Source organism: Variovorax sp. HW608 (genome assembly GCF_900090195.1).
Lineage (GTDB): Bacteria > Pseudomonadota > Gammaproteobacteria > Burkholderiales > Burkholderiaceae_C > Variovorax.
This window is the reverse complement of the sequence record NZ_LT607803.1, coordinates 5385184-5407055: the sequence shown is the minus strand read 5'-3', so window position 1 is coordinate 5407055 and position 21872 is coordinate 5385184. Positions and strand designations below refer to the sequence as shown.

Genomic DNA, 21872 nt, shown 5'->3' with positions numbered 1-21872 from the left:
CCCCTCTTTAGCGCAACCATCGATCGCCGGGCTCCCGCCCCGCGCGACAGCGGCCGCCATCTGCAACCGGCCGCATTCGACTGGAGAGTCTTTTCATGACCGCAACCATTCACGGCGAGCGCGTGCTCACCGAACTCGATCACGTCCGCCTTCGCAAGCTGCAGGGCGCCAGGGCGCATCCGGCGCTCGAATCCCTTCTGGACCTTGCCGAGGTGACGCGCTCGCGCGAAGTCCCGGCCGACATCGTGACCATGCATTCGAAGATCACCATCGTGGACGCGCAAACCGGCCAGCGCGACCAGATGACGCTGTGCTATCCGCCCGAGGCCGATCCGGCCAAGGGTTTCCTCTCGGTGCTCTCGCCGGTCGGCATGAGCCTGATCGGACTTCGGCTCGGCGCGGTGGCGCACTGGAACACGCCCGGCGGCGAGGCGCGCAGCGCACGGGTGGAGGAAATCCTCTTCCAGCCCGAGGCCAGTGGCGAGTACACCCTCTGAGCGGAACAGAGTGGCCATGGTCACGAACCCGCCCCGCAGGCCCAGCCTCGACGACCGCGCGCTGGAGCCCTATCCGCTGCGGCAGTCGCTGTCGGTCAATGCAGAGAAGCTCGCCGCGCTGCGCGACAACGCGGCGACCGAATGGATCTCCAAGCCGGACCACTACCTGCTGGTGGACGACGGCGAGCAGCTCACCCTGTGCGCCACGGACGAGCAGGCGCTGGAGGAAGCCACGCCGCTGGTGGCCGCCGCGCTCGGCGCCTCGGCGCGCTTCGGCACGCCGCGTGCGCATGACGCCGTTCGCCTGCATGACGGCGCCCGGCTGCAGCCCGTGATGTTGGTGCGCGTGCAGGTGATGCGCGCGCACGCCGCCCATGTGCGGGAGGAACTGGCACGCCGCGGCGCCAGGCTGGTCGAGGAAGACCCGCAGGGCGATCGACTCGTGCTGCGCGCCGAAGCGCCGCTCGCCGCCCTGATCGGCACCCGGAAGTTCCTCTGCGACACGACGAATGCGCGCTTCGAGCTGTGGAGCTGGCTCGCGCGCTACGAAAGCACGGACGCCTGAGCGGCATCGGTCCGCTGCGGCGCTGGCGGCGGTGGCAGGGGAGACAGGCTGCCTTCGAGATAGCGCACGAGCAGATCGCGCACCACCGCCTCGGGCTGGCTTTCGAGCCGCGACACGAGCTGCTCGCCGACGCAGCGGCCCTGGAAGCGGACGTGGACGCGCGCAAAGTAGGTCAGCGCCTCCGCGGCGTCGCGAAGGCATTCCACGAAGGATGGCAGGCCCCGGTCGACGTAGCAGGCCTCGGCAGCCGGCGCTCCCGTCGGCCGGGTGGCGTGCACGGTGTAGGTGTAGGAGTGCTCCCCGAGCTTGAGAATTTCGAGTACTGGCTGCATCGCGGACTCCTCTTCAGACCACGCGGGGCGGGCGCCAAATGGGCGGGGGAGGTAGTTTACGTTCCGTCGCACTCCTGACAAGCGACTACAACTTTCGGCCAGTGCGCCGGCGTCACTCAGAGGCCTGGCAGCAGGTCCTGCAGCTCGTCGTCGAAACCCACCATGGGCTGCGCCTTGGCCAGCGCCATCCAGATCGCGAACGGCATGCGCGGCTGCGCGCGATGCACGGCCGAGCGGGCCACGACGAGCCGCTCGCCCTCTGCGACCATCACGCCGCATTCCGCCGGGATCTCGTCCGGCTCGCCGATCGGCCGGCCGCGCGCGTCGCAGCCGAGCACGTACCAGCACTCGCCGCCCAAGTCGAGGTAGGCCGCGCGCTTGTCCGGCTTGCGCAGGTCGCTCAGCAGGTCGGAGCGGTTGACCTTGACCTCGTGGACCACCGGGTGGGCGTAGGCCTCCACGCTGGTGTTGCGAATCGAAAAGACGTCGGGGCGCGCGATGCACCAGCGCGCCTTGTCGCCCTCGGCGGCGGGCGGCAGCTGCGCGCGCAGGGTCAGGCCACGCCAGGCGACACGGCCTGCGCGCGTCATCTCGCGCGCGACGCGCTCCACCAGCGCCTCGTGGCGCGACATGACGGCGCGGTTGACCACCAGCGAGGTCGCGATGTGCGCGATGCCCGCGTCGGTCACGCGCAAGGTCTCGTGGCCGTGCGCGGAGCGGACGCGCTCCAGCAGCCCCGCGGCCAGCAGGTCCACCTCGATGGCGTCGCAACAGGGCCAGCCGGCGGAGCGATAGACCTCGCGCAGGCGCCGCGCATGCTGCCGCCCTGGCGCGAGGGCGCCGGGTGGCGGATCGGCCACCGGGGGCCCCTTGCCGGGCTCGACCAGCGGCGGGTCCGCGGGCGGCGGATCGACCACCGGCGTCGGGGGCTGCGTCGCGGGCGGCGCCGGCGGGATGGGAAGGTCGGGCGCGGGTGGCGGCGGGCCGATCGGCGTGCCCGCGGCGGCGCCCTGGGTGGCGAAAGCGTTCATCGCGCAAGATTAGCGAAAAGCGCACCGGTGCGCGCCCTGCCGGGCCTTTGTTCGCCATGCTGGAACTGGCGATCGAGCGCTTCCAGAGCGGTCGCCAACCCCGCTCCACGCCCCTCCCACCGGGCCTTTCCCCCGCCCCTGCCCCCTCCGCCAAGGAGGGGCGCCGGAGCGGCCCCGCCGCCCAGAATTCCATCCTGTTCCCGGCTGCCCGCAGGCGGGGAACACACCCCCCACAGATCCACCAAGAAAGAAGAGACACTCGTGCCTCAGCTCAACACCCAGACGGACTTCTTCGCGTCCGGTCCGTCCTTCCGGCTCGCCGCGACCGCGTTCGCGGCCCTGCTCGTCACCCTGTCGTCGAACGCGCGGGCGTTCGAGATCGACACGGGCAACCCCGATGTCGCGATCCGCTGGGACAACACGGTCCGCTACAACTACGCGAACCGGGTCGAGAGCCGCGATCCGAAGATCGGCAACTCCGCCGTCTCCGACGAAGGCACCTACAGCTTCGACCGCGGCCAGACGGTGGCCAACCGCCTGGACCTGCTGAGCGAGTTCGACGTCACCTACCAGAAGCGCTTCGGCGCGCGCGTGAGCGCAGCCGGCTGGGCCGACGCCGCCTACGGATCGACCAGCCACTCCAATCCGCTGCCGCCGCTGAGCCAGATCCCCAGCTACGTCAACCACCAATACAGCGACTACACCAAGCGCTACTACCGCGGGCCTTCGGGCGAGTGGCTCGATGCCTTCGTGTTCGGCGGCGCCGACATCGGCAGCGTGCCGGTCAACGCCAAGCTGGGCCGCCACTCGCTGTATTGGGGCGAGTCGCTGTTCCTGGGCGGCAACCTGAACGGCATCGCCTACGCGCAGAACCCGCTCGACCTGCAGAAGGGCTTCGCCACGCCGGGCGTGGAAGCCAAGGAACTGTTCCGTCCGCTGAACCAGCTCTCGGGGCAGGCGCAGGTCACGCAGGACCTGTCCATCGCGGGCCAGTACATGCTGGAGTGGGACTCCTTCCGCTACCCCGAAGGCGGCACCTACCTCGGCCCGGTGGACTTCGCCTTCAACGGCCCGGATCGCCAGTTCCTCTCGAGCCAGCTCGGCTTCGCCCAGCGCGGCAACCCGTCCGAGCCCAAGCAGCACGGCGAAGGCGGCCTGGCCGCGCGCTGGAGCCCCGAATGGCTCGACGGCACGATGGGCTTCTACTGGCGCAACTACGCCGACAAGCTGCCGCAGACCTTCCTCACGCAGGTCGGCCGCAACATCAGCCGCTACAACCTGATCTACGCCGACAACATCGACATGTACGGCGTGAGCCTGGCGAAGAACATCGCGGGCATCAGCTTCGGCAGCGAGCTCTCGTATCGCCACAACACGCCGCTGAACAGCACGGTGCTGGGCATCGCCCCCGGCCTGCCCACGGAGGGCAATACCAAGGGCCCGCGCGGCGATACGTACCACGGCCTCGTCAACGCCGTCGGCGTGATCCCCAAGACCCCCTTGTTCGACACCGCCACCTGGGCCGTCGAACTGACGTGGGCGCAATGGGCCAAGGTGCGCAGCGGCGCCAACCTCTTCTATGCCGAAGGCTTCGCACCCTGCGTCGGCAAGGACAAATGGGACGGCTGCACGACCAAGAACTTCTTCGGCACCGGCATGTCGTTCACGCCCACCTGGTTCCAGGTGTGGCCCGGCATCGATCTTTCCGCGCCCATCACCTATGCGGTGGGCCTCAGCGGCAACGCTCCCACGGTCTTCGGCGGCAACCAGGGCAACGGCAACTACAGCGTTGGCCTGGGTGTCGATGTGCGCCAGAAGTACCGCTTCGACCTCAAGTACATCGACTACCTCGGCCACTACCGCAGTACCAACGGCACCGCGGTGACGAGCCAGAACGGGTTCACCACGCTGCTGAAGGACCGCGGCTTCGTGAGCCTGACTTTCAAGACCACCTTCTAGAGCCCTTCTAGAGCCCACACCCAAGGAGACAAGAGATGAAGTTCACACTCAAGCGCGTCGTCATCGCCGGATTCGTCGCGGCACAGGCCGGCATCCTGGCGCAGGCCGCCGTGAGTGCCGACGAGGCCAAGGCACTCGGCACCACGCTCACGCCGATCGGCGCCGAGAAGGCCGGCAACAAGGACGGCACCATCCCCGCCTACACCGGCGGCCTGACCAAGGCCCCGGCCGAGTTCAAGGCCGGCGACGGCATCCGTCCCGACCCGTTCGCGAGCGAGAAGCCGCGTCTCGTGATCGACGCCAAGAACATGGCCGAGTACGCCGACAAGCTGACCGAAGGCACCAAGACGCTGCTGAAGACCTATCCGAGCTTCCGCGTCGACGTCTACCCGACGCACCGCACCGTGGCCTTCCCGAAGTTCGTGACCGACAACACCGCCAAGAGCGCGCTCAACGCCAAGACCGCGAACGACGGCCGCTCGATCGAGGGCGTGCATGCGGGCTTCCCGTTCCCGATTCCGAAGACCGGCTACGAGGCGATGTGGAACCACCTGGTGCGCTTCAACGGCCAGTCCTATGAAGCCAAGTACCGCAACATCAACGTCGACGCCAGCGGCCGCCCGGCGCTCGCCACCGAAGGCATGAGCGTGCAGGACTTCCCCTTCTGGGACACCGCCAAGGCCGACGCCGACACCTACTGGCGCATCAAGCTGACCTACACCGGTCCGGCACGCCGTGCCGGCGAGGCACTGATGGTCGTGGACCCGCTGGACGTCGGCAACAAGGACCGCCGCGCCTGGAGCTACCTGCCCGGGCAGCGCCGCGTGAAGGTCGCGCCCGATCTCGCCTTCGACACGCCGAACCCCGGCACCGCCGGCGCGACCACCTTCGACGACACCTTCATCTTCAATGGCTCGATGGACCGCTTCGACTTCAAGCTCGTCGGCAAGAAGGAGATGTTCGTGCCCTACAACGACTACGCCGCGGTCTACGGGACCAAGCAGGACGACCTGCTCAAGCCCAACCACCTGAACCCCGATGCGATCCGCTGGGAGCTGCACCGCGTGTGGGTGGTCGAAGCCACGCTGCGTGAAGGCAAGCGCCACGTCTACAGCAAGCGCACCTTCTACCTCGACGAGGACTCGTGGGCGGCGCTGGCGTCGGACAACTACGACGCCCGCGGCCAGCTCTACCGCGCCGGCTTCGCCTACATGGCGCCGAGCTACGACCTGCCGGCCCCGTACACCGACATGTTCGGCCACTACGACTTCGTCTCGCGCGTCTACTCGCTGACCGGCTACATCGCCGAGACCGGCGGCATGCGCCAGACGAAGGCGCTGCCCGACCGCGAGTGGACCGCCGATTCCCTGGCTGGCGCCGGGATTCGTTGACCACCCCCAGCCTCGCCCACTTCGTGTGGCTCTGCACCCCTTCGAGGGGGCAATCCCAGCGGCCCGGCAGAGCCGGTTCCGCGGGATTCCTGGCATTGGAGCATTGACATGAATCCGAAGATGACCATCCGGGCCGCCGCCCTGGCCCTCGCCTGCGCCGCCGCATGGGGAGCGCAGGCGGCGGCCGACAAGGGCTGGCGCGACGTGCTCGACACGCCGTCCGCCCGCAGCGCCCTGGCATCGCGCGCCCTGCTCAACGGGCTGGCGCGGGCCGGCGACCGCATCGTCGCGGTCGGCCAGCGCGGCCACATCGTGTACTCCGACGACGCCGGCAAGAGCTGGCGCCAGGCCGAGGTGCCGGTGAGCTCGGACCTCGTGGCCGTGAGCTTCCCGAGCGCCACCGACGGCTGGGCCGTGGGCCACGACGGTGTGGTGCTGCACTCGAAGGACGGCGGCCAGAACTGGGCCACCCAGCTCGACGGCCGCCGCCTCGGGCAGCTGATGTTCGACTACTACTCGAAATCCGCCGCCGCGCTCACCGACGACCCGAAGCGCGCTGCGCTGCTGGTCGAGGAAGCCAGGCGCTTCCAGGCCCAGGGGGCGGAGAACCCGTTCCTCGACGTGTGGTTCCGCGATGCGAACAACGGCTATGTGGTCGGCGCCTTCGGCCTCGTGTTCCGCACTGCCGACGGCGGCGCGACCTGGGAACCGCTGCAGCACGCGGTCGAGAACCCGAAGGGCCAGCACCTCTATGCGGTGCGCGGCATCGGTTCCGACGTCTATATCGCCGGCGAGCAAGGGCTGCTGCTCAAGCTCGCGCAGGGCGACACCGCCTTCCGTGCGCTGGAACTTCCCTACAAGGGCACGCTGTTCGGCGTCACCGGCAGCGGACAGACCGTGATCGCGCACGGCCTGCGCGGCACGCTGCTGCGCAGCACCGACGGCGGACACCAATGGCAGCAGGTTCCCACGGGCCTGCAGGTCGGCCTGACGGCGAGCACGCGCGACAGCGACGGCCGCCTCGTCATCGTGAGCCAGGCCGGCCACATCCTCGCGAGCCGCGATGACGGCGCGAGCTTCAAGCCGGTGCCCGTTGCCGGCGCCCTGCCCGCGGCTGCAGTGACCGCCGCGGGCCAAGGAACCCTCATCGTCGCGGGTCCGCGCGGCGCCCAGTCCCTACAGCTGCCCTGACCTCCGGGGCAGCCGGAGAACCTAGATGCACACCCCTGCTACGCGCGCGCAGGACGCCGCGCCGATTTCGCTCGAATCCTTCGACCTGCGCTCCGGCCCCCGGCTGGAGCGGCTGGTGTTCAACAACCGGCTCGCGATCGTCATCGCCTGCGCGCTGATCACGATCACACTGGGCTTCATGGCCTTCATGAAGCTGGGCCTGAACGCCAGCTTCGAGAAGATGATCCCGCGCAGCCACCCGTACATCCAGAACTACCTGGAGCAGCGCGCGGACCTGCGCGGCCTGGGCAACTCGCTGCGCATCGTGGTCGAGAACACCGAAGGCGACATCTACCAGCCGAAGTACCTCGACGCACTCAAGCGCCTGCAGGACGAACTCTTCCTCACCCCCGGCGTGGACCGCGCCTGGATGAAGTCGCTCTGGGCCCCCGGCGTGCGCTGGACCGAAGTGACCGAGGAGGGCTTTCGCGGCGGCCCGGTGATGCCCGACAACTACGACGGCTCGCCGCGCGCCATCGAGCAGCTGCGCGCCAACATCGCCCGCGCGGGCCTCGGCGGCAGCCTGGTCGGCAACGACTTCAAGTCGAGCATGATCATCGTGCCTCTGCTCGACAAGGACCCGACCACCGGCCAGCGCATCGACTACCGCGCGCTCTCGCACACGCTGGACAAGCTGGCCGCGAGCTACGAAAAGGACGCCAGCGGCAAGCCCACCGGCATCAAGGTGCACACCGTCGGCTTCGCCAAGCTGGTCGGCGACCTGATCGACGGCCTGCACCAGGTGGCGCTGTACTTCGCCATCGCGGCCCTGGTCGCGGCCGCGATCATCTTCCTCTACACCCGGTGCCTGCGCAGCACCGCGCTCGTGATCGCGTGCTCGCTCGTGGCCGTGGTGTGGCAGCTCGGGCTGGTGGCGGCGCTCGGCTTCGAGCTCGATCCCTACTCCATCCTCGTGCCCTTCCTGGTGTTCGCGATCGGCGTGTCGCACGGCGCGCAGAAGATGAACGGGATCATGCAGGACATCGGCCGTGGCGAGCACCGGCTGATCGCCGCGCGCTTCACCTTCCGCCGCCTCTTCCTCGCCGGCCTCACCGCGCTGGTGGCCGACGTGGTGGGCTTCGCGGTGCTGATGGTGATCGACATTCCGGTCATCAAGGACCTCGCGCTCACCGCGAGCATCGGCGTGGGCGTGCTGATCTTCACCAACCTGATCCTGCTGCCGGTGCTGCTGTCCTACGTGGGCGTGAGCCCGGCCGCGGCCGCACGCAGCCTGCGCGCCGAGAACAACGCCGGCGCCTCGCGCCTGAATGCATGGCTCGGCCACTTCACCGAGCGCAAGTGGGCGCTGCGCACCATCGGCGCGGCGGGCGCGCTGCTCGCGATCGGCTTCGCGGCCAGCACGCACCTGAAGATCGGCGACCTCGATCCGGGCGCGCCGGAGTTGCGTCCGCAGTCTCGCTACAACCGCGACAACGCCTACATCACGGCGAACTACTCGCTGTCGAGCGACACCTTCGCGGTGATCGTGAAGACCGCCAAGGAAGGCTGCCTGCAATACGGCACGCTGGTCGAGGCCGACCGCCTCGCCTGGGCGCTGCAGCAGGTGCCGGGCGTGCAGACCACGGTGTCGCTCGCCAACGCGGTGCGGCAGATCACCGCGGGCAGCAACGAAGGCAGCCCCAAGTGGCTCACCATCGCGCGCAACCAGGACGTGCTGAACTACGGCGCGCAGCAGGCGAGCGTGAACAACCCCGAGCTGTTCAACACCGACTGCTCGGTGATGCCGGTGATCGCCTACCTCTCCGACCACCGCGCCGAGACGCTCGACCGCGTGGTCGCCGCCAGCGCCGCCTTCGCCGATGCGCACAGCAACGACGAGCGCAAGTTCCTGCTCGCCGCCGGCAGCGCGGGCATCGAGGCCGCGACCAACATCGTGGTGCACAAGGCATGGAACGAGATGCTCGTGCTGGTCTACGCCGCCGTCATCGCGCTGTGCTTCGTCACCTTCCGCAGCTGGCGCGCAGTGGTGGTGGCCGTGGTGCCGCTCGTCATCACCTCGGTGATGTGCGAGGCGCTCATGGTGTGCCTGGGCATCGGCGTCAAGGTCGCGACCCTGCCGGTGATCGCGCTCGGCGTGGGCATCGGCGTGGACTATGCGCTGTACCTGCTGAGCGTGCAGCTCGCCGAACAGCGCCGTGGCGCGACGCTCGGCGAAGCCTATGCACGGGCCCTGCGCTTCACCGGCAAGGTGGTCGCGCTGGTCGGCGTCACGCTGGCTGCCGGCGTGCTGACCTGGGCGCTCTCGCCCATCAAGTTCCAGGCCGACATGGGCATCCTGCTCGCGTTCATGTTCATCTGGAACATGGTCGGCGCGGTGCTGCTGATCCCCGCGCTGTCGCACTTCCTGCTGCGTCCCCGCAAGAGCGAGCCGGTGGCGCAGGCCCCCGCCGCGGCGGCCCCGAACGCGGCCTGAGTTGCACCGATTCATTCAAGAACAATGACTTCCCTCAAGAACTACGACATCGCCACGCTGAAGGACCGCGTCGGCCACGACTTCGGCGCCTCGTCCCCGACCCTGCTCGACCAGCGGCGCATCGACCGCTTTGCCGGGTGCACCGGCGACGAGCAGTGGATCCACGTCGACGCCGAACGCGCCCGGACGCAGAGCCCCTTCGGCCAGACCATCGCGCACGGGCTGCTCGTCCTTTCGCTGGTTCCTTCCGCGCATTTCGAGCTTGGCGTCTATCCCGCCGACGCCAAGGGCGTGCTGAACTACGGCTTCGATCGTGTACGCTTTCTTTCGCCGGCGCCGAGCGGCAGCTATGTCCGCCTGCACGTCGAGCTCACGGAAGTCACCGAGAAGCAGTCCGGCCAATGGCTCGTGCGGTGCAAGAACACGGCCTATGCCGGCGGCGACGCATGGCGCCCGGTGATGGTGGCCGAATCGCTCGCGATGGTGGTGGCATGAGCGCCGCGCCGGCCCGCCCCAAGCAAGCTCGCACCGCAGTGCGAAGCACGGAGGTTTCAACAATGAGCAATGGAGCGCGCATTCGTCCGGATCTCGCCCGCGACGGCTCACGGATCAGCGACTCCCTGATCGCGCTGGCCGCGGCGGTCTGCCGCCGTCCTTTCGAGACCATCCACGCCCTGCAGCGCACCAGCTCGGCGCTGCTGGAGGCATCGACCGGCTTCTCGACGATCGAACCTGCCGCGGGCGATCGCCGCTTCGACGATCCGACCTGGACCCACAACCCGGTGTATCGCGCGCTCATGCAAAGCCACCTCGCGCTCGCGAGGGAAGCGCACCGGCTGGCCGGCGAGCTCGATCTCTCGCCGCGCGACGAGGCACGCGCGCACATGGCGCTCGGCATGATCGCGGACAGCCTCGCGCCGACCAACACGCTCGTGGGCAACCCCGCCGCGATCCGCCGCACGCTCGAGACCGGCGGCCGCAACCTGTTCGAAGGCGCCAGGCAGCTCGGCGCCGACTGGCGCGACAACGGCGGCCTGCCCGCGATGGTCGACGGATCGCAGTTCGGCGTCGGCCGCAACCTCGCGGTCACGCCCGGCGCAGTGGTGCACCGCCATGCGATGCTGGAGCTGATCGAATACAAGGCGCAGACGAAGACGGTGCACGGCACCCCGCTCTTCATCGTGCCGCCGCAGATAAACAAGTACTACATCTGGGACCTCGCGCCCGGCCGCAGCCTGATCGAGCACCTGGTGCGGCAAGGCTTCCAGGTCTTCGTCGTGAGCTGGTTCGATCCGGGTGCACAGCAGTCGGAATGGGGCCTGCAGGACTACGTGCTCGCGCTCGAAGAAGCGATGCAGGCGGTGCGCGAGATCTCGCGCTCGCCGCAGATGCACGTGCTGGGCGCCTGCTCGGGCGGCATCACCTCGGCGGCGCTCCTGGCCTATCTGCAGGCCAAGGGCAGCGACTGGGCGCGCAGCCTGACGCTGCTGGTCTCGCTGCTCGACGTGCGCGACATCGCCGACAGCTCGATGGGGCTCTTCGCCAACCTGGAGACGCTCGAACTCGCGCGCACCGCGAGCGGCAACAGCGGCGTACTGCAAGGCAAGGACCTCGCCAAGGTCTTCGCCTGGCTGCGGCCGAACGAGCTGGTGTGGAACTACTGGGTCAACAACTACCTGATGGGCGAGAAGCCGCCGGCCTTCGACATCCTCTACTGGAACTCCGACACCACGCGCCTGCCCGCGCAGCTGCACGCCGACTTCATCGCGCTCCTGGAGACCAACGCGCTCGCGCACGAGGGCGGACTCTCGATCGGCGGGCTGCCGCTGTCGCTGGCGGACGTCGCCTGCGACAGCTACATCGTCGCCGGCCGCACCGACCACATCACGCCATGGAGCGGCTGCTACCAGACGCGCCGCATGCTCGGCGGCCGGAGCGAATTCGTGCTGACCGGCAGCGGGCATGTGCAATCGATCGTCACGCCGCCGGGCGGCAAGAAGGCTTCGTTCATGACGAACGCCGGTGCGCACGATTCGCCGCAGAGCTTCGAGGCCGGCGCCCGGACCCACGAAGGCAGCTGGTGGCCGCACCTTGCGAACTGGCTCGCCGAGCGCTCCGACGCCGACAGACGCGCGCCGGCGCGCGAGGGCTCGCGCAAGCATCCGCCGCTTTGCGATGCACCGGGCAGCTACGTGCTCGCGTCCACCGAAGCGGCGGCGGCCGGATGAGCCCCCGCCCGGCCGCTCCGAAGGGGGCTCGCACCGCAGTGCGAAGCATGGAGGTTTCCCAGTGAGCCGGGCGAGCAAGCCTCTCGCGACATTCCCGGTCCGCATCGGAGCCCAGCGCCTGCGCGTCGCCATCGGCGGCGCACCGCAGGCGGAACGCACCCTGCTGCTGTTCAACGGCATCGGCGCCAGCGTGGAGACGATGGCGCCCTTCATGGCGCAATTCACCCATACGCGGGTCGTCACCTTCGACGCACCCGGCGTCGGCGAATCGCCCGCGCCATTGCTGCCCTACCGCCCGCGGAACATCGCGCAACTCGGCGCGGACCTGCTCGCGCAGCTCGGCGTCCCGGACGCGCACGTGTTCGGCGTCTCGTGGGGTGGCGCGATCGCGCAGGAGTTCGCGATCAACCATCCGCGCCGCTGCAAGACCCTCACGCTCGCGGCCACCTGCGCCGGCATCGTCATGGTGCCCGGCCGGATCAACGTGCTGTTCAAGATGCTGAGCCCGCGGCGCTACACCGACCCTGCGTACCTGATGCAGATCGGCGGCGATCTCTACGGCGGCGAACTGCGACTCGAATCTGAGCTGCTGCAACTGCACGCCGAATCGATGCGAACCCCGAGCCGCCACGGCTACCTCTACCAACTGCTCGCCACGGCCGGCTGGACGAGCTGGCCGCGCCTCGGCCGCATCGAAGCGCCCGCCCTGGTGCTGATGGGCGAGGACGACCCGATCGTGCCGCCGATCAACGGCCGCATCCTCGCCTCCGGCCTGCGCCGGGCCACGCTGGAGACGATCGATTGCGGGCACCTCTTCGTGCTCACCCGCGCGGCGCAGACGGCGCGGCGGGTGGAGGCGTTCATGGATCAGCATGCGGCGGGTGCTGCGTCAGCCTAGCTCGCGGCCTTCGGCTCCCACGGATTGAGCAGTGTCACGCCCGTGCGTGTGAAGTCGACCACGTTGCGCGTGACCAGGGTCATGCCGTGCGTCATGGCAGTTGCAGCGATCATCGCGTCCCGCTCGGGGGCAGGATCGGGCACGTGCAACCCCGCACAGCACATCGCGATCTCCGCGGTGAACGGCAGGATGCGGCCCTCGAACGCCCTGGGGATGCCGTTGAACCATGCCCGCAGGACCGTTCCTTGCGGCGGCTTGCGTCGTTCGAGTTGCCGGATGCCCAGTTCGATTTCGAGGATCGTGATCGCCGAGAGATAGATCCGGCTGAGCGGCACGGACTGCGCCCACTGAATGACCGCAGGCTCGATACGCGACTTTCCGGCACGCAACTCCGACAGCACGTTGGTGTCGAGCACGTACATCAGCGACTGGCCTCGTCCTCGTCGAAATCAGGCGTCCGCAGCTTCAGGTTCAGCCGTGGCGGCTCGAACTTGATGTCGTCCGTTGCGGGCAGTTCCGACATGGCCTGCCAGAGCGATTGGGCCGGCTGCTTGTCGCGACTCAGTTCCTCGAAGTCGTGATAAGTCAGCAGAGCGAATTCCGGCCTGCCCCTCGTCGTGATGAGCACGGGCCCCTTGGCCGCCGCCTGCTTCGCGCTCTTGAGGTCGCGAGCAAATTCGCGGCTGGTGATGAGATGGGTCATGGTTTTCTCCCTGGATCGAATCAAAAGCCGGGCGATCCGCGGCTTTGTCAGACATGTTATGACAATGGTCGACGGCATGCAACCCAAGTTCGAGCAGCACCAAAGACCAAGAAACCCGCACGCGCACCGCCAACCTGTTCCCAAGTCACGGAACGTGTGCTCAAATCCCGCCCCGCTGCAATCCCCAAGCAGGAGGGCACCCATGGGCAGAGGCCTCGCGTTCGTCTGTGCGACCGCGCTGATTGGCGGTTGCGCCACCCAACCGTCCACGACGCCGGGCACGGGCTCCGGCGCGTCGTACCTGCCCATGGTCGACATGCAGGGCGTGGACCCCGATACGCTCACGGCCGATGTCGCCGCCTGCCGCACCGTGGCTTCGAACGTGCGCGTGCTGCCGGTCAAGGGCCAGGGCGGCAACGAGGTGGCGGACGCGGTCGCACTCGGCGTGGGCATCGTCGTGCCCTTCGGCTTCGTCGGGATGGCCGTGTTTTCCGGCATCGCGTCAGGGCTGAATGACGAGACCAGGCCCCGCGTGGCCGATGCCCCGCTTCAGCAGAGGACGCTGGTCAACTGCATGGCCCGCAAGGGCTACCGCAATCTCGATCCCCACGTGACGGTCGCCTATGTGCCGCAGCCGCCGGCGGCAGCCGGTGCGAAGGCTTTCCGCACCGGGCGGGACACCTACGTGGCCGAGAGCTATGCCAAGGCGAACATCTGTCACGGGCCGGCGCGGGCGCTGCTCGAAAGCAAAGGCCCCGGTTTCGAGCGGCACAGCGTCGTGTGCGCGGATGGCCAGCGCACCGCGGTGCGATGCGAGTTCGGAAACTGCGCGCCGGAGCCGACGGACCTGGCCCTGGGCGAGTGAAGGCGGCCGTCACACCCGCCGAACCTACCAGTTGCGGATGTCAGGGTTCCGATAGGAAAAGTCGTTGGGCACGTCCAGGTTCGAATAGGACAGCGACATGCTCAGGTCGAGCGACACCACCTGATGCCACCAGGCGAGCGGAAGGAACATCGTCTCCCCGGGTTCGACGACCACATCGAGGATCGTGACTTCCTTGAAGAGCGGATAGCGGCCCAGGTCCGGGTCGTCGATGTCGACCGGGCTGAAGACGCCGTTGAAGTTGTAGAGCTTCGGCGTCTCCAGCGGCGAGACGAGGCGCCAGCGCTTGCGTCCGACCACCTGCGTGTGGAACAGCATGATCGTGTCGTGGTGCAGGGGCGTCTTGGTGCCCGCGGGCCCGAACCAGAAGGACGACCGATCGGCCAGCTGTGACCGGTCGCAGGCCGGCGGCAGGCTTCCGATGTCGGCCAAAAGCGGCGAGAAGGCCTCGCCGCGCAGGACCTCGTTGTTGGCGGTGAGGTAGTAGTCGTTGGTCGGTCCGCCCGCGAGCACGCGATCCACGAAGGGGCCGAGCGGCACGACGCGGCGATGCGCCAGCTTGTTCTCCTCGTAGTTCGGGTCGGCGTCGCGGCCGTCCTGGATCTCCACGTCGAAGCGCCCGAAGCGCTGCTTGAGGTCCTCGGGCGACCAGCGCTGCATCGCCGGCCAGTCGCGCGCGACATCCGTCAGCACGACGGGACGGCATCCGCGGACGTAGCGTTCGATGAATTCCTCGCGTGACGGCGAGCTGCGCTTCTCGACGACGTCGTAGCGCGGTGCGGACGCCCACAGCTTCTGCAGGTTGGCGGTGACGGATTCGAGCTTGCGCTGGACTTGCTGCATGCGACGCGCCGCAAGGAACGCCGGCTCGTTCTCCATCGCCGCGATCGCGGCCTCGGCCTCGGCCGCATCGAGGCCGGCCGTCTTCATGGTCTCCAGCATGGATTCGGGCGTGCACTCCCTGAGCCGGCTCTCGGCAATCCATTGGCGCCAGTCGCGGGAGAGCCCGGCAGCCACTGCGGCCCGAGGCCGCGGGGCGGGCGGCATCTCCGGCAGCGCACCGGCCGGGTCCGCGCGCCGGAGCATGTCCAGGATCTCCGAGAAGACGGCATCGACGAAGGGCTTGTCCGGAGCATCCCCGGGGATGCCTGCGTGGTCCTTGAGAACGCGCTCGATCGTTGCGCGGACGAAGCCGCCCTGCTGGCGCTCCGCTTGTTCCAGCAGCGCATGCAGGAGGTAGATCGAGGCACCCAGTTGAGCGCTCTGGTTTCGTTCGATGGCGTTCGGGTTCATTCCTTCTCCGACGGTTTGCGCCATGGCGCGGGGACGCCAGGCCCATCCATTCTGGACCCAGCGGCAAGGCCTGCGGTCCCGCGGGCAGTCACGAGCGCGAGCGTGGACGGACCCGTGCCGCACGCGAGATTCCGATCGGTGCATCCATCCGCGCCGCTGCACCCCCACAACACGGCCAAGCCGGCGATGAGGATCACGCAGACGCCCGCCCTCAAGGCTGGCTCCCCGCGGGGTTGTTGATCCGCAGCAGCGGAAAGCGCAAGGTCAGCGATTGCTGGCCGAGCGGCGACGGCGCCGCGTACATTCGTCCGCCGAGCTCCTCGACGATCGCGCGGCAGGTCGCGATGGCCGATGGCGTCGCGTCGCCATGGGCCGCCAGGATGCGGGGCACCACGGGCTCCGCCCCGCCCGCGTCGAGGCAATTGATCACCGCCTGCGCGCCGTCCGACCGCGCCAGGATGCGCAGCGTCGCACCCGGGGCCGGCGCCGCGCACACCTCCCGGATGATGTGCGCGAAGACCCGCCGCAGATCGGCTTCGTGCACCGCCACCGTCAAGGGCATCGATGGCACCTCGAGCTCCAGCCCGAGGCCGTGACGCGCGAGTGTCGGCTCGTAGGTCGACTGCAGCGCGCAGAGGAACTGGCGCAGGTCGATGGTCTCGCGGACCCGCTCACGGCGCCACGGCGGTGGCGAATCCTGATCGTTGCGCAGCTCTGCCGGGTCGGCGCAAAGCTCGACCTGCGCCGAAGACGCCCGGATGTTGTCCCGCATCGATTGCCACAGCTTCACGAGGATGAAGAGAACGGCCCCGGCGATGGCGATGGCGCTGCCGTTCATGCCACCACCTCGCCCACAAGCGGCAGGCACCGGCAGCGGTCGGCCGGCTTCATGAATTCCCGGAATTGATTCACCTCGAATGCTCCAATGAAGATGGAGCCGCGAGCTTCACCGGCGCTTGTTGCCGGGGGATTTCGCTTGTTTGCGCGCGCGTTGCGGGCGCCTCAGGGCGAAGGCGCCTGCCGCGTGACGGCGGGGGTGAACATGTAGCCTTCGTTGCGCACCGTGCGAATCAGGTTGGCGCGCTCTTCGCCGAAGCTCAGCTTGCGGCGCAACCGGCTGATCTGCACGTCGATGGCACGGTCGTACGACTCGCTGCCGGCGCCCAGCGCCTGGTCGAGCAGGTGATCGCGCGACAACACGCGCCTCGGGCTCTGGACAAAGGTGCGCAACAGCCTGAATTCACCATCCGACAGCGCCACGACGGAGCCGGCCGGGTCGAGAAGCACGCGCGCGGCCAGGTCCAGGCGCCAGCCGTCGAAGCAGACGGCTTCCGGGGCATCGCCTTGCACCGGCGCGGCGGCGACGGCGGGGGCCACGGCCGGCGCCGCGACACGGCGCAGCACGGTGCGGATGCGCGCCAGCAGTTCCCTCGGATTGCAGGGCTTGGCCAGGTAGTCCTCGGCACCGATCTCGAGGCCGACGATGCGGTCGACGTCGCTGCCCACGGCCGACAGCATGATGACCGGCGGGCCGCCGCTCTTTTGCAGGTTGCGCAGGGCGCTCAGGCCATCCTCGCCCGGCATCATCACGTCGAGCACGATCAGCGCATAGGGCTGCGCGGCCAGCATCGCGTTCATCTGCGCCACGTTGGCGGCCGTGTCGACCTGGAAGCCGTGTTTCTCGAGAAACGACGACACCAGGCCGCGGATGCCGACGTCGTCATCGACGATGAGGAGGCGGGTGGACAGGTTCACTGAATCACTGAAGGCCGGAAATGAGTCGGTGCAAGGGGCGCGCCACGCTGCAACAACGCGCAACACGATGAAATGCAGGCGCAAAACGCGCCGGGAATTATCGCGGCATTGCCTGGCCGAGGGCCGCCCCACGCGATTCCGGACCGCGCTGCCGCGACAGCGGTGACAGCGAACGGGGCTTCATGCCAGCATCCGCACATGAATTCTTCCCGTACCGCGCGCCGCTGGACCGGCCCGCCGCTTGCCCTGCAGATCGCGGCATTGCTGCTGGCAGGCCTCGGCGTTGCCCAACTCGTCACCCTCGCATTGACGATGCTGCTGCCCCCGCAACCGCCGCCCCAGTACCAGCTCGACGACATCGCCAGGATGCTGAAGGGCGACGCCGGCGCCGCCGAGCGCGACCGCATGCTCCTGCGCGCCGTGCGGTCCGGATCGCCCGAGCCCAGCGGGCCCGGCTGGCTGACCTCGGAGCGCTCGCGCCACGACCTCGCGCAACTGCTCGGGCGCGACGACGCCGACGTGCGCCTCTACTTCTACACGCCGCTGCCCTTCGCGGGCGTGGCCGGCCCGCCGCCGCGCGCCATGGGCGGCGATCCCGCCGCGCCGGTGGTGACGCGCGCCGCACTGCCGGTGCGGGTGTGGCCCGACGGCTTCATGCGGGTCGATTTCACGGTCGCGCAAGGGGGCCCGGGCGGGCCGGGTGGCGGCATGGCGCCCGGCGGCTTCGGCCCCGGTGGATTCGGTCCACCGGGCGGATTCGGCGCCCCCGGGGGTCTCGGCATGCCGGGCGGCTTTCCGCAAGGTGGAGGCGGCATGGGGCCGCTGCCTCAACGACAGCCGGACGTGAGCCCACAGCGGCAGGGAGCGCCGGGTGCGGGACCTGTCCCCGCGCCCGATTCGCCGCCCGGACACGGTGGCGTGCCGGCGCCGCCGGATGCGGGGAGCGCCGCCGGTGCCCCTGGCGCGCCCGGCGCCGCCAAGCCGTCTGCCGTTCCCGACGGCACGGCCGCCAAGCCTGCGGCAGCGGCCAGTTCGCCTTCCACGACGGCGGCACCGGCATCGCCTCCCGCCGGCATGACGGCAGGACCGTCCCCAGACGCCGCCCGCCCTGCCCCGCCGACCGGGCTGACGCCCGGCATCGGTCCCGCACCTTCAGGCGCCGCCCGCATGCCAGTGCCAAGTGGCGGCGCGGTATCGCCTCCCTCGACGGGCGGCAGCGTCATCGCGGACCCGGCGCAGCCACCATCGCGCCCCGTTGCACCAGCCCATCGCGAAGCCCCCGCCAGGACGACCACCCGTGCCGCAGCCGATGCGCTGCCGCCCCAGCCCGCGACGAGCACCGACAACGCGCGCGCACCGCAGGTCCAGACCGTGCCGCCTCCCGCCGGCAAGGCGCCTGCAGCCCCGGCACTCGTGCGGCCGCAGCCGGCTGAAGCTGAAAAGCCCCAGCCGGTCACGGCACCCGCGCGTGGCCTGTTCGGGCTCGCGCCCGCCCCCTTCGTCATCGGCGATTTCGTCGCCGCGGTGCGTCTGCCCGAAGGCGGCTGGGCCACCGTCCAGCCGGTGCCCGAGCCCTTCCCGAACGCCTGGCAGCGCCGCGTGCTGCTGTGGTTCCTGGTCGCCGCGCTGATCGTGACGCCGGCGGGCTGGTGGTTCTCGCGCCGGCTGGTGCGGCCCATTGCCGGCTTCGCGCGCGCGGCCGAGCAGCTCGGCCGCGACCCGCAGGCGCCGGTGCTGGCGCTTTCCGGCCCCGCGGAAGTGGGCCGCGCCGCGCAGGCCTTCAACCGGATGCAGAGCCAGCTTCGCAGCTTCGTGGCGGACCGCACCGCCATGATCGGCGCGATCAGCCACGACATGCGCACGCCGCTGACCCGCCTGCGCTTCCGCATCGAGGATGTGCCGGACGAGGTGCGCGCCGGGATGCTCGAGGACGTCGAGGAAATGGAGCAGATGATCAGCTCGGTGCTGGCCTTCATCCGCGATGCGTCGGAGCCCGGGCCGCGCGAACACCTGGACCTCGCGAGCGTCGTCGAGGACGTGGTCGAGAACGCGGAGTTCGTCGGCAAGAACGTGCGCCTCGGCCACAGCGAGGAAGCGCCGGTGGATGTCGACGCCATCGGCATGCGGCGCGTGCTGGACAACCTGATCGACAACGCCGTCAAGTACGGCAGCGAAGCCCGGGTGCGGCTGTTCATCGACGGCGAGGATGCGGTCGCCGAGGTCAGCGACAGCGGCCCGGGGCTGCCCGAGGGCGAACTCGAGCGCGTGTTCGAGCCCTTCTATCGCGCCCCGCTCGCGCGCGCCTCCGGCAAGCGCGGCAGCGGTCTCGGCCTGGCGGTGTGCCGCTCGATCGCGCGTGCCCACGGCGGCGACGTGCAGCTCAAGTCCGGCGCGCGCGGGCTGGTCGCGCAGCTTCGGGTGCCGCTGGCGATGAGCTTCGCGGGCGTGCATTGACGCCCCGGCCACTGAAAGAATCGCGCAAGGTTGCGAAACACACGGGAAACAAGGCGTGTCGATCCTCGGGGTCCCACCACTGGATCCGGATGAAGCAAGTGATCAAAGACACCCTCCCCAGCGACCCGACCCACGGCCACAGCCTGGCCGAAGACATCGCGCGGATCGAGGCGCAGATGCTGCAACGCCGCCGCGCGCTGGCCTGGCTGGGCTCCTCCGCCGGTGCGCTCCTCATCGGCGGCTGCGGCGGGGGCGGCAGTTCGTCGGGCTCGGCGACCACGGCGGCGACCACTGCCGCGACGAGCACGGGAACGAGCACGGGCACAACGGCCGCCGCCACGACGGCGTCGAGCAGCAGCACGAGCACCAGCAGCACCTCGTCGTCGTCGTGCGTCGCCGACCCGCAGGAAACCGCGGGGCCCTACCCGGCCGACGGCACCAACACCTCGTCCGGCTCGACCTCCGACATCCTGACCGCCAGCGGCATCGTGCGCAGCGACATCCGTTCGAGCTTCATCAGCTCGACGACGGTGGCGCAGGGCGTGCAGGTCACGCTGACCCTGACGCTCGCCAACACCGGCGCCAACTGCGCGGCATTGGCCGGCTATGCCGTCTACCTCTGGCATTGCGACGCCGTCGGCAACTACTCGCTCTATTCGGCGCCGGCCGAAAGCTACCTGCGCGGCGTGCAGGTCAGCAACAGCGCCGGACAGGTGACCTTCGTGACCATCTTCCCGGGCTGCTACTCGGGCCGCTGGCCGCACATGCACCTGGAGGTGTTCAGCTCCCAGGCGGCTGCGACCTCCGGAAAAAATGCGGTGCTGACCACCCAGCTCGCGATGCCGAGCGCCGTCTGTTCGGCGATCTATCCGTACGTCTCGAACTACACCCGCAGCGTCTCGAACTTCGCCGCGATCAGCCTCTCGACCGACAACGTCTTCAGCGACAACACGGCGGCGCAGATCGCCGCCCAGACGCCGACGATGGCGGGCAGCGTCGCCGACGGGTACACCGCGGCCGCGACGATTTCACTGGCAGGCTGAGGAGGCCAACCGCGATTGTCCCAATCCAGCAAGTTCGTGTCCCCAAAAGGCAAGTGAAAGCGCCCATGGCGCCAGACACTGCCTGCACCGGCGCATCGAGCCGGACATCGAAACGGATTGGAGACAAGGATGAATCTGCAGCGATTCGGGCGCCCTGCCCTGGCATTGATCGGATGGTCGCTGTCGCTCAGCGTCTGGGCGTTCGGCGACAAGCCTCTGAAGATCATCGTTCCGGCACCGGCGGGCGGCACGGTGGACATTGCCGCTCGCGTGATCGGCCAGCAGATGTCCGAGGACATCGGCCGGCCCGTCGTGGTCGAAAACCGTGCCGGCGCCACCGGGTCGATCGGCCTGGGCGCCATGCTGAAGGCCGACCCCGACGGCAACACGATCGCACTGGGCCCGAACAACATGCTGGTGGAAGCGCCGCAGGTGATGAAGGTGCCCTACGACCCGCTCAAGGACATCGTTTCCATCGCCAGGGTGGCCTTCACGAGCTACGTGCTCGTCACGGCCGCGAACTACCCGGCCAAGGATTTCCAGGGCCTTGTCGAACACCTGAAGACGCGCAAGGACAAGTCCTCCTTCGCCAGCTACGGCACCGGCACGGTGTCGCAGTACTCGGGACTCATCTTCAGCAGCAAAGCCGGCCTGGGCATGCAGCACGTGGCCTACCTCGGGTCCCCGCCCGCGCTGCAAGAGGTGATCGGCGGCCAGGTCGACATCATGTTCGATGGCATGGTGACTTCGCTGCCGTTGATCAGGAGCGGCATGCTGCGCCCCTATGCCGTTGCGGGGAAGAACCGGTCCAGGTACCTCCCCGACGTGCCGACCATGACCGAACTGGGCTATCCGGAGATCCAGTTCCAGGGACAGGTGTGCTTCTACGGCTCCAGCAAGCTGCCGCCCGAGGTCCTGGCGAAGCTTCGGGCCAGCATCAAGAAGGCTGCGAGTGCCCCGCGCGTTCAGCAGAAGCTGATCGACGTGGGCCTGGAGCCCGACCTGAGTGTCGATTCGGCGGCGCTGCTGGCTGAAAACAGGCTGCTGTCCCAGCGCAACGCCGCCATCGTCAAGAAGTTCGAAATCAAGGCGGACTGACAGCCCCGCGCAGTGCCCGAACCCACTGCATCCCACTCGACGTTCACAACGCTCATCACTCAACCTGGAGACCTTTCA

Annotated in this window: 20 protein-coding genes; 13 read left to right on the top strand and 7 right to left on the bottom strand. The window is 69.0% G+C overall.

Annotation, left to right across the window (positions count from 1 at the left end; translation table 11 throughout):
* The first annotated feature begins 95 nt into the window (after positions 1-95).
* Together VAR608DRAFT_RS25635 and VAR608DRAFT_RS25630 are read left to right on the top strand one after the other, a co-directional pair.
* Complete coding sequence (locus VAR608DRAFT_RS25635; protein WP_088956631.1) at positions 96-497, top strand: GreA/GreB family elongation factor; 402 nt, start codon at positions 96-98, stop codon at positions 495-497.
* A 16-nt stretch (positions 498-513) separates the two neighbouring features.
* Entirely contained in the window at positions 514-1062 is a 549-nt protein-coding gene (locus VAR608DRAFT_RS25630) for a hypothetical protein (protein WP_088956630.1), read from the top strand.
* Here the strand turns inward: VAR608DRAFT_RS25630 and VAR608DRAFT_RS25625 are convergent.
* Both VAR608DRAFT_RS25625 and VAR608DRAFT_RS25620 read right to left on the bottom strand, forming a co-directional pair.
* Complete coding sequence (locus VAR608DRAFT_RS25625; protein ID WP_088956629.1) at positions 1041-1394, bottom strand: hypothetical protein; 354 nt, start codon at positions 1392-1394, stop codon at positions 1041-1043. The genes VAR608DRAFT_RS25630 and VAR608DRAFT_RS25625 overlap by 22 nt on opposite strands.
* Before the next feature lie 116 nt (positions 1395-1510).
* A complete protein-coding gene (locus tag VAR608DRAFT_RS25620; RefSeq protein WP_088956628.1) occupies positions 1511-2425 on the bottom strand; it encodes a hypothetical protein in 915 nt (304 codons plus the stop codon).
* 261 nt (positions 2426-2686) lie between these two features.
* On the opposite strand from VAR608DRAFT_RS25620, the gene VAR608DRAFT_RS25615 reads away from it, so the two are divergent.
* The 7 genes from VAR608DRAFT_RS25615 (at position 2687) to VAR608DRAFT_RS25585 (ending at position 12565) form a co-directional block, all read left to right on the top strand.
* On the top strand, positions 2687-4384 hold the full coding sequence (locus tag VAR608DRAFT_RS25615) for a DUF1302 domain-containing protein (RefSeq protein WP_088956627.1): 1698 nt from the start codon (positions 2687-2689) through the stop codon (positions 4382-4384).
* A gap of 35 nt (positions 4385-4419) precedes the next feature.
* Positions 4420-5775 carry a DUF1329 domain-containing protein gene (locus tag VAR608DRAFT_RS25610; RefSeq protein ID WP_088956626.1) on the top strand — a complete coding sequence of 452 codons (1356 nt, stop codon included), beginning with the start codon at positions 4420-4422 and terminating at the stop codon, positions 5773-5775.
* 108 nt (positions 5776-5883) lie between these two features.
* Entirely contained in the window at positions 5884-6966 is a 1083-nt protein-coding gene (locus tag VAR608DRAFT_RS25605) for a WD40/YVTN/BNR-like repeat-containing protein (protein WP_197700413.1), read from the top strand.
* 25 nt (positions 6967-6991) lie between these two features.
* Complete coding sequence (locus VAR608DRAFT_RS25600) at positions 6992-9439, top strand: efflux RND transporter permease subunit (protein WP_088956625.1); 2448 nt, start codon at positions 6992-6994, stop codon at positions 9437-9439.
* 24 nt (positions 9440-9463) lie between these two features.
* Positions 9464-9934 (top strand): MaoC family dehydratase, encoded by a 471-nt coding sequence (locus VAR608DRAFT_RS25595; protein ID WP_088956624.1) that lies wholly within the window; start codon positions 9464-9466, stop codon positions 9932-9934.
* Positions 9935-9996: 62 nt separating this feature from the next.
* The gene (locus tag VAR608DRAFT_RS25590; RefSeq protein WP_157731120.1) at positions 9997-11667 is read left to right on the top strand and encodes an alpha/beta fold hydrolase; all 1671 of its coding nucleotides are present in this window, start codon (positions 9997-9999) and stop codon (positions 11665-11667) included.
* A gap of 61 nt (positions 11668-11728) precedes the next feature.
* A complete protein-coding gene (locus VAR608DRAFT_RS25585; protein ID WP_157731119.1) occupies positions 11729-12565 on the top strand; it encodes an alpha/beta fold hydrolase in 837 nt (278 codons plus the stop codon).
* Here VAR608DRAFT_RS25585 and VAR608DRAFT_RS25580 read toward each other — a convergent pair.
* Entirely contained in the window at positions 12562-12990 is a 429-nt protein-coding gene (locus VAR608DRAFT_RS25580; protein WP_197700575.1) for a type II toxin-antitoxin system VapC family toxin, read from the bottom strand. The genes VAR608DRAFT_RS25585 and VAR608DRAFT_RS25580 overlap by 4 nt on opposite strands.
* Entirely contained in the window at positions 12987-13268 is a 282-nt protein-coding gene (locus VAR608DRAFT_RS25575; RefSeq protein ID WP_088956620.1) for a type II toxin-antitoxin system prevent-host-death family antitoxin, read from the bottom strand. The genes VAR608DRAFT_RS25580 and VAR608DRAFT_RS25575 overlap by 4 nt, the downstream gene beginning before the upstream one ends.
* A 202-nt stretch (positions 13269-13470) precedes the next feature.
* Here VAR608DRAFT_RS25575 and VAR608DRAFT_RS25570 point away from each other — a divergent pair, with 202 nt between their 5' ends.
* Positions 13471-14133, top strand: coding sequence for a hypothetical protein (locus tag VAR608DRAFT_RS25570; protein ID WP_088956619.1), 663 nt, complete (start codon positions 13471-13473; stop codon positions 14131-14133).
* 24 nt (positions 14134-14157) lie between these two features.
* On the opposite strand, the gene VAR608DRAFT_RS25565 is transcribed toward VAR608DRAFT_RS25570, so the two are convergent.
* From VAR608DRAFT_RS25565 to VAR608DRAFT_RS25555, 3 genes are all read right to left on the bottom strand, one after another.
* Positions 14158-15444, bottom strand: coding sequence for a cupin-like domain-containing protein (locus VAR608DRAFT_RS25565; RefSeq protein WP_157731118.1), 1287 nt, complete (start codon positions 15442-15444; stop codon positions 14158-14160).
* A 211-nt stretch (positions 15445-15655) separates the two neighbouring features.
* Complete coding sequence (locus VAR608DRAFT_RS25560) at positions 15656-16282, bottom strand: hypothetical protein (protein ID WP_088956617.1); 627 nt, start codon at positions 16280-16282, stop codon at positions 15656-15658.
* Positions 16283-16446: 164 nt separating this feature from the next.
* Positions 16447-17199 carry a response regulator gene (locus VAR608DRAFT_RS25555; protein WP_088956616.1) on the bottom strand — a complete coding sequence of 251 codons (753 nt, stop codon included), beginning with the start codon at positions 17197-17199 and terminating at the stop codon, positions 16447-16449.
* A 198-nt stretch (positions 17200-17397) separates the two neighbouring features.
* On the opposite strand from VAR608DRAFT_RS25555, the gene VAR608DRAFT_RS25550 reads away from it, so the two are divergent.
* The 3 genes from VAR608DRAFT_RS25550 to VAR608DRAFT_RS25540 all read left to right on the top strand — a co-directional run bounded on the left by VAR608DRAFT_RS25550 (position 17398) and on the right by VAR608DRAFT_RS25540 (position 21794).
* Complete coding sequence (locus VAR608DRAFT_RS25550; RefSeq protein WP_088956615.1) at positions 17398-19653, top strand: ATP-binding protein; 2256 nt, start codon at positions 17398-17400, stop codon at positions 19651-19653.
* 98 nt (positions 19654-19751) lie between these two features.
* On the top strand, positions 19752-20696 hold the full coding sequence (locus VAR608DRAFT_RS25545) for an intradiol ring-cleavage dioxygenase (protein ID WP_231972960.1): 945 nt from the start codon (positions 19752-19754) through the stop codon (positions 20694-20696).
* Positions 20697-20825: 129 nt separating this feature from the next.
* A complete protein-coding gene (locus VAR608DRAFT_RS25540) occupies positions 20826-21794 on the top strand; it encodes a tripartite tricarboxylate transporter substrate binding protein (RefSeq protein WP_088956613.1) in 969 nt (322 codons plus the stop codon).
* Positions 21795-21872 lie beyond the last annotated feature (78 nt).